This is a genomic window from Candidatus Rokuibacteriota bacterium, assembly GCA_030647435.1.
GTDB lineage: Bacteria > Methylomirabilota > Methylomirabilia > Rokubacteriales > CSP1-6 > AR37.
Genome location: JAUSJX010000138.1, coordinates 1 through 13,063 on the forward strand (window position 1 = coordinate 1; position 13,063 = coordinate 13,063).

General features: G+C 62.0%; 11 protein-coding genes and 2 pseudogenes. 8 read left to right on the plus strand and 5 right to left on the minus strand.

The window, feature by feature from the left end; genetic code table 11:
• Positions 1-469 precede the first annotated feature (469 nt).
• From Q7W02_24395 to Q7W02_24415, 5 genes and pseudogenes are all read left to right on the plus strand, one after another.
• The gene (locus tag Q7W02_24395) at positions 470-778 is read left to right on the plus strand and encodes a hypothetical protein (protein ID MDO8479273.1); all 309 of its coding nucleotides are present in this window, start codon (positions 470-472) and stop codon (positions 776-778) included.
• A 72-nt stretch (positions 779-850) separates the two neighbouring features.
• Positions 851-1,438, plus strand: a pseudogene (locus tag Q7W02_24400) (GNAT family N-acetyltransferase).
• 363 nt (positions 1,439-1,801) lie between these two features.
• Positions 1,802-2,494, plus strand: a complete 693-nt coding sequence (locus tag Q7W02_24405) for a hypothetical protein (protein MDO8479274.1) — start codon at positions 1,802-1,804, stop codon at positions 2,492-2,494.
• Positions 2,487-2,660 (plus strand): annotated as a pseudogene (locus tag Q7W02_24410) (integrase). Before Q7W02_24405 ends, Q7W02_24410 begins: the two are co-directional and overlap by 8 nt.
• A gap of 92 nt (positions 2,661-2,752) precedes the next feature.
• Positions 2,753-2,893 (plus strand): tyrosine-type recombinase/integrase, encoded by a 141-nt coding sequence (locus Q7W02_24415; protein ID MDO8479275.1) that lies wholly within the window; start codon positions 2,753-2,755, stop codon positions 2,891-2,893.
• Positions 2,894-3,271: 378 nt separating this feature from the next.
• On the opposite strand, the gene Q7W02_24420 is transcribed toward Q7W02_24415, so the two are convergent.
• Entirely contained in the window at positions 3,272-4,894 is a 1,623-nt protein-coding gene (locus Q7W02_24420) for a glycosyltransferase family 39 protein (GenBank protein ID MDO8479276.1), read from the minus strand.
• A gap of 419 nt (positions 4,895-5,313) precedes the next feature.
• On the opposite strand from Q7W02_24420, the gene Q7W02_24425 reads away from it, so the two are divergent.
• From Q7W02_24425 to rffA, 3 genes are all read left to right on the plus strand, one after another.
• Entirely contained in the window at positions 5,314-6,111 is a 798-nt protein-coding gene (locus tag Q7W02_24425; protein ID MDO8479277.1) for a class I SAM-dependent methyltransferase, read from the plus strand.
• Positions 6,112-6,285: 174 nt separating this feature from the next.
• Complete coding sequence (locus Q7W02_24430) at positions 6,286-7,245, plus strand: glycosyltransferase family 2 protein (GenBank protein ID MDO8479278.1); 960 nt, start codon at positions 6,286-6,288, stop codon at positions 7,243-7,245.
• 129 nt (positions 7,246-7,374) lie between these two features.
• The gene (gene rffA / locus Q7W02_24435; GenBank protein ID MDO8479279.1) at positions 7,375-8,559 is read left to right on the plus strand and encodes a dTDP-4-amino-4,6-dideoxygalactose transaminase; all 1,185 of its coding nucleotides are present in this window, start codon (positions 7,375-7,377) and stop codon (positions 8,557-8,559) included.
• A gap of 83 nt (positions 8,560-8,642) precedes the next feature.
• On the opposite strand, the gene Q7W02_24440 is transcribed toward rffA, so the two are convergent.
• From Q7W02_24440 to Q7W02_24455, 4 genes are all read right to left on the minus strand, one after another.
• On the minus strand, positions 8,643-9,515 hold the full coding sequence (locus Q7W02_24440) for a class I SAM-dependent methyltransferase (protein MDO8479280.1): 873 nt from the start codon (positions 9,513-9,515) through the stop codon (positions 8,643-8,645).
• 96 nt (positions 9,516-9,611) lie between these two features.
• Positions 9,612-9,737 carry a hypothetical protein gene (locus Q7W02_24445; GenBank protein ID MDO8479281.1) on the minus strand — a complete coding sequence of 42 codons (126 nt, stop codon included), beginning with the start codon at positions 9,735-9,737 and terminating at the stop codon, positions 9,612-9,614.
• Between the two features lie 355 nt (positions 9,738-10,092).
• Positions 10,093-11,820 carry a right-handed parallel beta-helix repeat-containing protein gene (locus Q7W02_24450; protein ID MDO8479282.1) on the minus strand — a complete coding sequence of 576 codons (1,728 nt, stop codon included), beginning with the start codon at positions 11,818-11,820 and terminating at the stop codon, positions 10,093-10,095.
• Between the two features lie 208 nt (positions 11,821-12,028).
• On the minus strand, positions 12,029-13,060 hold the full coding sequence (locus Q7W02_24455) for a hypothetical protein (protein MDO8479283.1): 1,032 nt from the start codon (positions 13,058-13,060) through the stop codon (positions 12,029-12,031).
• Positions 13,061-13,063 lie beyond the last annotated feature (3 nt).

A 13,063-nucleotide genomic window follows, 5' to 3' on the forward strand; every position in this document is an offset into this window, starting at 1 on the left:
CCACGCCAAGCCCCACCCAGCAACGCGCCTACGACCTGCTCAAGACGATCACGGTGTAGACAGAACCCTGCAGGCCGTCTGTGAGCTATCTCCACGAATCAACGACCAATCTCGCTAAGGTGACGCAGGAACTTCAGCTTAACCCGGCCAGAAGCCGTTTTCGTCCGACGAAGCCGGGATCACCGGTTGCTGCTTGTTCGCACTTGCCCTCGAGCGGCCCTTCGGAGCCGAAATGAACATATTTCCGGCCCGTTGGCTCGCAGACCCACCTTTGCGTTTCCTCGTCAGCCAGGGGGTCTGACGTCCAGTGGGTCAGAGGACCATCCGACAGTTCACAGGGAAAGTCGGGCTTCGAGCGATCCGGAAAGAATGGGAAACGCTCACGGCGACTTTGCCCGGCCGTCGCTACTTCCACCTCTACCCGTGGTAGGAGTCCTATCTCGAGACGCTCGAGGAAAACCCGGCAACCGTGGATTTTCTCGTTGTCTATGACGGCGATGCTCCGGTGGCCATTCTTCCGTTGAGGCGGCGGAAGCGCCACCTCTTCGGTGTCTCGGCCATGGTGCTTGAGAGCCCGCACGGGCACCACATGAAACTCGCCGACCTCGTCTTCGCCAAGACGCCGGAGAACGCCGCCATCCTCTCCGAGGTCATCGCTCATCTGAGGCAGGCGCCCACGCAATGGGATGCGATCCATCTCGCACGCCTCCTCGACGACTCGAGCGCGCTGTATGCCTTCCAATCCTATCCTCCCGCTCTCTCCATCATGCGGCCGTAATCGGTCTGTCACTACTTCGACCTCCAGAAGCTTGAGAGAACGTCCGGAGGGCTCTCCCAGAACTTCCGTGGGAACCTTCGCAAGGCGCGCAATAAGCTCGCCCAGCTCCTGGACGTCCAGTTCGTCCGCTCGCGCACAACCGTCGATATCGAGCCTCTGTTCGAGCAGTTCCTCGCCGTCGAAGCATCAGGTTGGAAGGGAGCCCGTGGATCGGCGATTCTGATTGACGAACGGCTTCGTCGCTTCTATGAAGGCGTGATGCGCAAGTACGCCGGGTCGGGGACCTGTGAGATCAATGTCCTTCGGGCGCGGGGGCAGTGCCTGGCCGCGCAGTTCTGTCTGCTGACCGACGACACGAAGTACGTCATCAAGATAGGCTACGACGAAGCGTACGCGCGCTGCGCCCCTGGCAACCTGCTCTTCGAATGGCTCCTCAACGATTCCAAGGAGCGTCACTTCCGGTTCCTCAACGTCATCAGCGATGCCGAGTGGCACCTGGATTGGAGGCCGCTCTCTCACCAGGTCTCCGACCTCTTCGTGTTCAACCGCACGCCCGCCGGGTTGACCGCGTTCGCCGCGGGCCGCCTACGCCTCGCGGGGGGCCGGATCTGGCGGGCGCTGCGCGGAAGGCATGGGGCGTCAAAACCCCCGAAACTGTAAACAGTTCGGCCTTCGCAGAGCGGGCCTCATGAGATCGGGTCGCCACGCCGGTGAATGGCTCGCTTGGTGTTCGGCCGCGCAGGCGGTAGCCCTGGGTTCCATAAACTGCCGAGACGTCTGAGCGAAGAGGGTTAGCGCCAGTGTTTCTACTTTTACAGCGACCGTCTCGCGCGCGCCCTGTTTCCGCCCTAGACACTCAGTTTCGGGACAAACGTGTTGGTGAAGGATCTCGAGGTGTCCGGCGTTCGTCATCGCGGGGGCGGCGGGGGCGCGGGCGACGAGCGCCGGAGTCGGCGTGCTGCTGACGGAGCGCGGCACTCCAGCCGACGAGGATCGGACTCCGGACACCGGCGAGGAGTCATCGTGACGATCGCGAGGGCGCGCGAGATCCTCCGCTGGGAAGGTGTGACGGGTTTCCTGACACGCGGCATCCGGAAGCTCCTGAGGCCCGTCGTTCGCGTGCGCTGCCTGCTGTTCTTCGAGATGGACCTGACGCAGCCGTTCCCGGTTATCGAGGCTCGCGTACCCGTGACCATGCGGGTGGCGACGGCGGAGGACCTCGACACGCTCGCCGACGAACTGACGTCGTTCTGGGTGAATCTCGCCGCCGCCCGAGAACAGCTCGATCGTGGAGACCTGCTGTGTCTGACCTTCGCGAACGGCACGCTCGTCAACCGTGGATGGGTCACGTTCTCGTCTCCCTCGGTCGAGGAGTTGGGGGTGCTCCTGGAGCTCCAGCCCGGCGAGTCGTGCCTCTACGGATCCGTGACCAGGCCGGAGTGGCGGGGATTCCGCATCGAGCCGGCGGCGGCCCTGTTCCGGAACGGGCTCCAGCGCGCGCGAGGGTACAGACGCCACATCTCGTGGGTGTGGGCCGACAACCAGGCGAACGTGCGGCCGCAGGCGACGCGGGGGCGCCGCGTGACCAAGCGCGTGTGGACCGTCTGGATCTGGGGCATGCGCCGGCCGCTCCTGTTCGGCGCAACGCGGAAAGGATCGCCCTCGCTCGTCCGACCTGCTGCTCCTCGCCTACCGACACGCCCTCCGGGTGGGTGAAGTCGTCGCGTTGCGGTGGGAGCAGGTGGACTTGACCCAGGGGCTCCTGCATGTCAACGGGCTCAAGCACGGCGTGCCGAGCACCCATCTCCTGCGTGGCGCCGAGCTGCGGGTCTTGCGCCGGCTCCTGCGGAACTCGTCGTCACCCTACGTCTTCACCACGGAGCGTAAGGGGCCGCTCACCACGTCAGCCGTCAGAAAGATCACGGCCAGGGCCGGGGGGAGGTCGCGAAGATCGGCTTCCCGGTCTACCCCCACATGTTGCGGCACGCGACGGGCTACTACATCGCCAACCGGGGTGAGGATCCGCGGAGCATCCAGGCGTACCTCGTCCACCGGAACATCTCCCACACCGTCCGGTACACGGAGATGGCGCCCGACAGGTTTAAGGGGTTCTGAAACGACTAAGCGACGATCAGCGGCGCCACTGGACGCGCACGCACGCTGTCAACGTGCGCGGGGAACGGCCGGGAAGTAGTACGCGACGAACTTGTCCAGCACGTCCTGCCGCGCTTCGACCGTCGCCGGGGTGCCGGGGTCTGCTGCCCGGTCACCGTGAGGTATCGGCCACGGTCATAGACCTCGCCTGATCGGCTTTGTACCCCCTGGGCAGCACCCGGAGCAAATTCCGATACTGCGCTGCCTAAGGGTTCCGGATCGCGCGTCTGGACGATGTGGAGGCCCTTGCCGCAATTCTCGAGTTGAGGGATTTGGTCGAGTAGTGCCCGGCGAGGGTTATCTTTGCATCGTGAGCGCTCACCGTTTTGCTGCTTGCGCTCATTTCGGATTGGGGTCAGAGCTGTGCGCACGACCCACCTGATACACGACGCCGTCAGAGAAAGAAATCGGGTTACGCTCCGGGAACTTTTCGGGCGTATCCAGCGAGCGCAGGAATCTGAATTCTTCGGCGTCCCACCTTGGAGTTTCCGGATAGCCGAAGGAGTACACCAGATAGCGAGCGTGGGCTTTGCTCGCTAGACTGTCGACAGCGTCCCAGCCTGCTAAGCCCTTCGCCGAAAAGGGAGGCCGTGGAAGGCCGAGGACAGGATTGGGACACCAGTAGGCAAGATCGGGTCCACGGTTTGTGAGGATGGTTTCGTTCGGAGCAACGTTCATCTTCACCCAAGCTATGGTCGGGCTGCGGCTTCCTGCTGCGATGTAACCTTCCTCCTGGGATGAGACGTAGAGAGCCGTCACGGCGAGCTGGCAAAGAAGCCAGAGAATGCAGGCAAGGTGGACCCATCGGCTGGCAATGGCTGGATTGCCGACCCGCAGTGCCCACCCAAGCAGCAGGACAAAACACCAGGGAAGGTAGATCGTCACGTAACGTGTCTCAAGTGGCACCCCGACGGTGGCGCAGCCACGTACAGCAACAGCCAGACCCAGGACGATGAAGAGGCCGATGACGCCCGAGGGAACGGCGCCCGGCAGTGGTAGCTGGTGCTTGCGCATCGCGGCGCTGGTCTGCCAGAACGAGAGGAGGGCCAACCCGATCAAGCCCCCGAGCAGTGCGAGTTCAAAAGGACGGAGCAGCGAGAGTCTCGGTCCGAGGAGATCCTTCCAGCCGAAGATGGACGCTACTGTTGCCCGGACCGAGTTGCCCAGCGTGGACCAGAACAAATCCCCGCCGTGAGACGAATAAACCAGCGCCCCCGATACGACCCAGTTCCTCAGGAAAACCGCGCCTACAACCAGCCCTGCTGGGCCTGCTGCCGCAGCGAGATGCAGAGCACGACTCCGAAGGTTTCTCTTTGTAACAGGCAGCAGGGCCGCGATTACCACGCCAGCGACACAGGCGACGCCAACGTACCGCAGCAGGAACGCAGCCCCCGCACCCGCGCTCGCCGTCAGCCAGCAGTAAGTCATCTCCCGGGGGGTCTGCGCCTGCAGCCCGCGAATCGTGTAGAGGAGCGACAAGGTGGACAAAAGTAAGAACGGCGATTCCGCTGTCACGGAGGAGGCGAATACCACCGTAGGATATAGCGCCATCACAACGCCGGTGCACAGCAGGGCGCGAGCCGGTGGTAGAAAGAACCGGGCCAACCCGTAGATTGGAAGGGGAAGTAGCGTGAATGATAAGAGGCAGATCAGGCGACCCGCAAAGTACGGATCAACCCCAAGGGTGACAAGAGCGGCGATGGCCAATGGATACCCCGGCGGCCACAAGCTGGTGGCTGTCGGAACCCTGCCGGTCTTATATACGGGATCCCAATAGGCCCATTTGTGCGTGAGCCCCTTTCCGTGGGCTATGTTCTGCGCCATGTCCAGATATGTCACGCTGTCCGGTGACAGGCCCGATCCCGACGACCACAGGCCAATGCCGACTCCAGCGGAGCCAATACACACGAGGCCCAGCGCAACAACGACGACGAACGTTTGAGCCCGTTCGGTGGTGATCATGCTTCGAGAGGGAGCTGTTTTGCGTACGCGCTCGTCAACTTGCCCTCGCATTCATGACTTGTGAGCCTACCCCGTGAGGCGCCTTCGCGAGGGTTCCCCCAGGTCCACGTTGCCATCCCGGTGAGAATCCACAGCCTCCCAGCGCCTCCCCCCAACTCCCCTTGCGGACGGAAGCTATGTCGCGGGGACGGCACAAGTCAACTGGAACCTTCGCAATGAAGCCCTTCAGGCCGACGCGCGGAGCAACCGGTGACATCTTGCGCACGATTCTGCCAGGGACTATGCTCCAAGCACTGTGAGTGGCGTGGCCGTCTCTAAGGTCCTGCAGTCACGAGCGCTGGCAACCGCCTGCGAGACGTTAGCCTGTCCGAACTCGCAGCCGGATTCCGCGGGAGAGGCCTCGTCCAGCGGCGGCGCGCATGACTGATCGGTTCGGAGTCGAGGAGATCCGCCGGTTCTGGACGGAGCAGGCGCTTCGGCATGGCGCTTCGCCATCGGCTTCCTGGTCCGACCGGCCCGTCCTCGACCTGGAGGTCCGCGAGATCGCGACGCACCTCGCCGGCGGGCAGCGCATCCTCGACGTCGGATGCGCCAACGGGTACTCGACCGTGCAACTGGCGGCCAGGTGCGACGTGCACGTACGGGGCCTCGACCTCATTCCGGAGATGATCATCGAGGCGCGGCGGCGGCTAGCGACCCTGCCCGCGGAGTTAGCGCGGCGCGTCGAGTTCGATGTGGGTGACATCACGGCGCTCCACGAGCCGCCCGAGTCATACGACCGGGTCATCGTCATCCGGGTCCTGATCAACCTCGAGGACTGGGAGCGACAGATGGGCGCGCTGGATCAGTGCGCCCGCGTCCTCCGCCGGGGCGGTCTGCTCCTACTCTCAGAGGCAACCGTGCAGGGGTGGAACGCGCTGAACCGGTTCCGCCGTGAATGGGGACTGCCTGACATCCCAATGCCGCCATTCAACACCTACCTGGACGAGGAGCGTCTGACCGCCTCGGCCTCGGCGCGGTGGGACGTCGTCGAGACCTCTAACTTCGCGAGCAGCTACTACGTCGCTACCCGCGTTGTGAAGCCTCTCCTCGCACGCGTGGCGGCGGCCGATGTGAACGTCGCCGACCCGCTCATGGAGTGGAACCGCTGGGCCTCTCTCCTGCCGGCGGCCGGCGACTACGGAACGCAGAAGCTCTTCGTCTTACGCAAGCGATAACGGCGATCCCGTTCAGCCGACCAGGGCTCGCGGGCATGGACCGCAACTATATGGCCGACGGTCTTCGTCCCGGTCGCCAACGATGAGCGGTTGGTCGCGCGACATCCGGAGGAAGGATCTTCCGCAGCTTACATCGGTGCCGGATCCGCGCCGATGTGGAGCATACTGAAGACGATGACGCAGCCGGGAGTCTCGATCGTCGTGCCGGTTTACAACAGCGAGGCGACGCTTGCTGAGCTGGTGGCCGGTCTCGCGCGCGTACTACCGGGAGCGGCGCCGGCGTGCGAAGCGATCCTGGTCGACGACGGGAGCCGAGACGGCAGCGGCCGGGTCGTTGACGAGCTAGCGAGCAAACACCCGTGGGTGCGCGCCATCCACCTCTCGCGCAACTACGGTCAACACAACGCCACGCTGTGCGGAGTGAGAGCCGCGGGCTATGAAACGATCGTGACCATGGACGATGACCTCCAGCACCCACCGGAGACCGTGTTGCTTCTGCTCGCCAAACTTCGGGAAGGATATGATGTCGTGTACGGTTCGCCCGAAGAGGAGGCCCACGGCTTCTTCCGTGACCTCGCTTCGGTGATAACCAAGTTCGCTCTCCAGAGCGCGATGGGCGTCGAGACAGCCCGCGGCGTCAGCGCCCTGCGCGCCTTCCGCACGGATCTGCGGCGCGCCTTCGCGGATTATCGAAGCCCCTTTGTCTCCATCGACGTCCTCCTAACCTGGGCCACGACGCGGTTTACCTCGATTCGGGTGCCGCATGTCGAGCGGCCCGCCGGATCTTCAAACTACACGTTCTGGATGCTCGTGCGGCATGCGGTCAATATGATGACGGGGTTCTCTACGGCCCCGCTCCAGCTCGCAAGCTTCGTCGGCTTCTCGTTCACTTTTCTTGGTGTGCTCGTTCTCGCGTGGGTCGTAGGCCGCTACCTTGTCACTGGGTCCAGCGTTGCTGGCTTCCCTTTCCTCGCTTCAATAATCGCGATTTTCGCCGGCGCGCAACTCTTCGCCCTCGGCATTATCGGCGAGTACCTCGCTCGCATGCACTTCCGCAGCATGGAACGTCCCACATACGTGGTGCGGGCGGATTCCGCGGGACAGGCTTCGTCCAGCGGCGTTGCGCAGGACTGAACTGTGATTCTATCGGCGCAGCTTATCGGGCTGATCCTCGTCGTCGCCGGTACTGTCCTCGGAAGCCCGTCAGATGGCGAGCTCACGAGCGCGCGTTCGCGAGCATGACTTGCTCTAGGGGAGACTAAGATGCCAATACCGTTCAACAAACCCTTCATGACAGGCAAGGAACTCTGGTACATCGCCCAAGCTCACGCCGCTGGTCATCTTGCCGGCGATGGCGGTTTCACCAAGAGATGTAACGCTTGGCTGATGGAGCGGACTGGCGCCCGAGAAGCACTCCTTACCAATTCTTGTACTGCGGGATTGGAGATGGCTGCGATCCTCGCCGGAATCGAGCCCGGAGACGAAGTCATCATGCCGTCTTTCACTTTTGTCTCCACGGCAAACGCGTTCGTGCTGCGCGGCGCAGTGCCGGTCTTCGTGGACATCCGACCGGACACACTCAATATTGACGAGTCAAGAATTGAGGCGGCCATAACTCCGCGAACCAAAGTGATCGTTCCTGTCCACTATGCCGGCGTAGGATGCGAGATGGACGTGATCATGGAAATAGCGCATCGCCGCAATCTGCTAGTCATTGAGGATGCGGCACAGGGCATCATGTCAACCTACAAGGGCCGACCGCTCGGGAGCATTGGTCATCTGAGCGCGCTGTCATTCCACGAGACTAAAAATATTATCTCCGGCGAAGGCGGTGCCTTGCTCATCAACGATCCGCGTTTCATCGAGCGCGCCGAGATTATCCGTGAGAAGGGTACCAATCGGAGCCAGTTCTTCCGAGGGCAAGTGGACAAGTACACCTGGGTCGATATCGGCTCTTCGTACCTGCCGGGCGAAATACTGGCCGCCTTTCTTTGGGCCCAAATGGAGGAGGCCGATGCCATCACGCGGCGCCGCCTTGAGATATGGGCGATCTACCACCACTGGCTTGCGTCGTGCGAGCAGGCAGGCAAGGCACGCCGCCCTGTAGTTCCGAAAGATCGGACGCATAACGCCCACATGTATTACCTCCTACTACCCAATCTGGAGGCGCGCACGATATTCATCAACCGACTGAAACAGCAAGGAATCCAGACCGTCTTCCACTACGTTCCATTGCACTCGTCACCGATGGGGTTACGCCACGGCCGTGCTTCGGGAGAACTCGCGAACACGTCAGCCGTGAGCGAGCGCCTGGTTCGACTTCCCTTATGGTTGGGACTTGAGGAGAGCTTACCAGAGGTCGTTAGGGAGATCATCAGCACTCTGGACAGTTTAGGGTCGGTCGAATCCGTCATGAGCCCCACACCGGCACGAGCCGAGGTAAGCTGAATTCCATCGCAAGTCGAGCTTCACACACCAGGGTTTGCTGGCCCCAAAAGTTCGGAAGTTTCTAACTTAGCTCGGAAATCCCACTAGCTAAGTTTTTTCGCAACGAGCAGCAAAGAACCGCCGGCAGGGAATGTAACTCCGAGTCGGATCAATGCTCGCTCTACAGTGAGCGCTTTCTCCAGCAGCGTGTTCGCCACGCCCGTAATTTTTAACTCCTCCAGGGGATCGAATTCCGCGAGCGGCTTACGTTTGCGGAAACGGGCCAGCATGAGTAGAGGCAACAACAAAGACACGAAAGACAATGCCTTCTCGACCACAAAACCGGCCCGTTCGACCTTGGTTCTAAGTTCAGGCAATGTGTAACGACGCACGTGGCAAGCGTATTCGTCCTGCCGACTCCATAGGAATGGGTGCTGCGGCACCGTTAGAATCACTCCGCCGCCCTTACATACCGCTTGATGCATTCTGGAGAGTACCTCTTCGTCTTCGTGGATATGTTCAAGCACGTCGAACGCCCCGATCACATCAAACTCTTCCTCGAAAGGGATAAGGCGGGCGTCCATCTGAAAGAGTCTTGACGTGTGGGCACGTTCCGCTGCAAACTCCAATCCTGCGCTCTGAATTTCACTTCCGGACAGCTTCAGATGTGGTAGTGCATCAGCTATTCCCGACAAGACAAAACCCGTTCCACAGCCTATCTCCAGGAGGCTGTTGGCATTTGGAAAATAACGCCGTAACGCCCACATGATCAGCTGGCTGCGTGCGCGGAACCAGAAGTTTCTGGCTTCCAAGTTCGCCAGTTCCGCGAAATACTCCGATCTGAAGCCGGCGTTGTCTTCCGCATTGTTTGAGGCGAATGAGAGAAAGCCGTTGATCATTTCTGGGCTTTCGCCACAGTACGAACATTGCCAGTCAACCCGCTCAATCTTAGAGCCGCATTTGTAGCAGAGCTTCATGGCTTGCTTGTTGAAGCCAAATAGCTTTCGCGGCTGGAAGACGCCTTCCGAAACACCCAATCGTCTTGTGGAAAAAACAGTAATCTTTCCATAGAACTAGTCGAAGTCGCTCCTGGCCCGCCAGTTGAGCCGTGTCCGGGTCAGCGTTGCAACTATCTTGGTGGTGTAACCGCTGCGACCCTTGTCGAGCTTCACGTAGTTCTCGCCGTAGACGGACTCCAAGCGGTAGCGGCCGCCTGGACCGCACAATAGCAGCAGGCCGACCTCACCGGCCTCGCCTTCGACGAACGCGTTGGCCTCCTCGTCGAGGCCCGGGGGGATCCCGGGAGAACAAGCGCCTGGGCCGCGCCCTCCAAGAGGCCTAGCTCATGCTTTCGCAGGTGTGTCTCGAGGCGATCGACTACCCGGCCCCGCGTCCACCTCGCGGTTCGAGAAAAAACCCCTGCCGAGCGCCTGTGCGAGCTTCGCATCGCATCCGAACATGTTCAACAGTTGGCTTGAACATCACAAAGTGGAACACGCCGCGGGCGGCTCCTTGGCAGCGCTGTCACCGCCGCACCGGGACTCGCAATCAGCGTCAGCGCACGATAAGGCCAGTCGGCGCCAGGGGCGGCGAGCCGCCTCCGGCCGAAAGCTCGTAAGCGCCAATAGCCCACGCCGCTCCTTGGGGTCGCGGCGTCCCTACGATGTCCTTCGCAATATCAATTCCGTAGAGAGAGAGGAACGTATCATAGACCGCGCTCCGCGCGTTGGACTTAAGAATGGGAGAAGCACTTGTCGGTCGATAATTCGCGTCTAAAAGCGCCGACCCCTGCTTGCTGTGCACCTCTTGCGTGTGGCTCTGCATCGTAGTCAACGAGATGATCGCCGCGTCCGCTCCATAGAGAAGTCGCGCTGTGCCATCGTAGAAATTGTAGTCGAACTTGTTCGTGCCCCAATTCGTCGGCACATGGTTCATCGGCAGGCCACCAGCGGTTTTGATGAGGTTCCCGGTCACTTCGTAATAGCCCGAGCCATCCCAGAGCACCCCACCGAGCGAGCCCGTGATGAGCGTGTTATCCACGAGGTAGACGCGATAATTCTGCTGCCCCGCCACGAGATAGCCGCCAGTCGTTCCGTCGGCGGTCATGTTCACGACGACATTGCCGATGGCGTACCAATCGCCGGCCGGCGTTTGCGGCGAGTCGGTGTGGTTGCCGCTCGCCCGCATTCCCAGCGTGCCGTCATGGATGTAGTTGAACAGCCGCCAGATATTGTGGCCGCCGAAGCTGGACGTGGTGACGGTGGGGGTTGCCGTGTGGCCCGTCTGCGACGAGCCGGAATACACCCCGTTCGCAAAGGTGTAGTACGGCCCCATATCGTTCTGCGAGATGATGACATCTCGGACCTGTTTCGTCGAGACCGCCGCATCCATGTCTTCGTGGATGTGGTTGAAGCCGATGTAAATATGGTGCGCCCACTGGCTCTGATCCGAGATGAAGTCCGCACCGACCTGCATCCCCTGGCCGCCGTTGTGGTGGATGTGGTTGTTCAGAATCCAGATGTAGGAGTTGCCACCCGACCCCATCTGCAACCCGTGAAACTTGTTGTCAATGGCCGAGGTGTAGTTGCCCGCATGGTGAATCTCATTGTTGTAGATCACCAAGTAACTACCGAGCCCGTCTATGAGCGAGCTATATTGCCCATACGCCGGACCGAGGTTGTTATTCCGCAGGACCGCATGATCCCCGGAGAGAGTCACGCGCATATCGGCGTCAATGGCGGGGTTCGCGAGCGCCTGTGCGCCAGTCCCGAACGTAAAGCCCTCGATGATGTAGTAGCTGCCATCGACCTTGAACTGGCGATCGGAGCCTACACTATTCCACGGCAAGCCGCGAATGCTCGGCGAGCCTACGCCTCGAAAGAAGACCGGATGGCCCGCGGTCCCAGCGAACGCGACGGCAGTCGGCCCGGCGAAGTTGAAGACATAGGGCCCGCCGTGGACTTCGACCACCGAATCGGGCGCCAGCGCATTCTCGGGATTGCACCCGCCGCAGCTCACGTTGATGTTCCCCGGAAACGTCATGCGGGGCTTGGCCGGCCAGCCGTTCGGGTTCGCGGTATCCGTCGCGGCCCCGCTGGTGTTGTCCACGTAGTAGAACCCCGTGACGGCGCCTGTCCACGGCGACGGCACGGCGGGCGCCACCTCGTTTATCCCGAAGGGCGGGGCCGGGATGCCGATCGGCGGCGTCCAAGCGCTTGCCGAAGTGCCGGCGCCAAAGAGAACAGCGATTGTGAGTGCTACAAACCCGGTAGCCTTCCTCATTTTCAGTTTCTCCCTCCCCGCCTCCGGCGGATTAAATGCTGGAAGCGGTCGCATGCCTGAGCTGCAGTTCATTTCTTCCTGCCTTTGCTGAAGCTCGCCGTCACGGACATCGCCGTATTCAGCGTCACGGTACACGTGCTGGTGCCACTGCAGCCCCCGCCGCTCCAACCGTTGAAGTGGGTGCCACGCCCGCGCACCGCCGTCATGGTCACGACTGAGCCGCTCGCGTCGCTTGCCGAAAAAGTCGAGTCGCAGTTCTGATCCCTCCCGGGCTGCTGCTGACACTGCCCGGCCCCTGCTTGCTCACTTTGAAAGTATACGTGGGTAACGCGGCAAAGGTTGCAGTCACGGTCAACAACCCGTTACCGGCCAGGGTACACGGGTCGGTGCTGCTGCAGGCGCCACTGGACCAGCCGCTGAAAGTCGATCCAGACGCGGGAGTGGCTGCAAGGGTGGCCGCCGTGCCCGCTGGGTAGGTGTAGGAGCAGGCTGTGCCACAGTTGATGCCGGCAGAGCTATTTCCTACGGTCTCGGCTGCGGTGCCGACCTTGGCTGCCGTGAGGGTGGATCCTCCGGAAGGGCTGCCGCAGGCCAGATTGGAAAAGCTCGAAGTCCCGGCACTGTTGACTGCCGCCACCTGGTAGCAATAGGTCGTTCCCACGGATGCGGTGGCGTCGGTGTACGATACGGCTCCGATCGGGGTCTGCGCGATCTGCGTATACGTTCCGGTAGTGCCCACCGCTCTCTGGATGATGAAACTCGCCTGGCCACCAGAATTGTCGACCCAACTCAGAGCGAGTTGCGCCGTTGTGGCTACTGAAGGCCCGACAATCGTCACCGCCGTCGCCGTCGAGCCGTCCGCAAAGGTTGCCGTCAGCGTCAGCGTCCGGCCCGGCAGGAACTCGGCGGCCTGATAATCCGAGGCGAACAGGACGAAGCTCCCCCCGTCGGCCACCGGGAAGTTCACCGCCATCGTCCCCGGCGCGTTCAGCACCGCCCCGTCCAGCGTCGGCGCCACCGCCAACACCCAGTACCCGCTCCCGCTGCTCGTGTCCCAGGTCCCCGGCGCGTTGCTGTCCAGCCGAAGGCCCGTCACCCTCCGTCCCCCGGGCGCGCTCAGAGTCGCCGTCAGCGTGCCGTCCAGCGCCCCGTCCGCGCCTAGCGCCGTATTGCCCTGCCCCACCCGATCTCGCAGCTTGCCATTATAGGCCAGCGTCAGCTTCGCAGGCGCCGCGCTCACCAC

Excerpts from the sequence above, each read along its gene's own strand:
- Q7W02_24415 (MDO8479275.1), top strand. The coding sequence starts at position 2,753 with ATGTTGCGGCACGCGACGGGCTACTACATCGCCAACCGGGGTGAGGAT.
- Q7W02_24420 (MDO8479276.1), bottom strand. The coding sequence starts at position 4,894 with ATGATCACCACCGAACGGGCTCAAACGTTCGTCGTCGTTGTTGCGCTG.
- Q7W02_24425 (MDO8479277.1), top strand. The coding sequence starts at position 5,314 with ATGACTGATCGGTTCGGAGTCGAGGAGATCCGCCGGTTCTGGACGGAG.
- Q7W02_24430 (MDO8479278.1), top strand. The coding sequence starts at position 6,286 with ATGACGCAGCCGGGAGTCTCGATCGTCGTGCCGGTTTACAACAGCGAG.
- rffA (MDO8479279.1), top strand. The coding sequence starts at position 7,375 with ATGCCAATACCGTTCAACAAACCCTTCATGACAGGCAAGGAACTCTGG.
- Q7W02_24440 (MDO8479280.1), bottom strand. The coding sequence starts at position 9,515 with ATGAAGCTCTGCTACAAATGCGGCTCTAAGATTGAGCGGGTTGACTGG.
- Q7W02_24450 (MDO8479282.1), bottom strand. The coding sequence starts at position 11,820 with ATGAGGAAGGCTACCGGGTTTGTAGCACTCACAATCGCTGTTCTCTTT.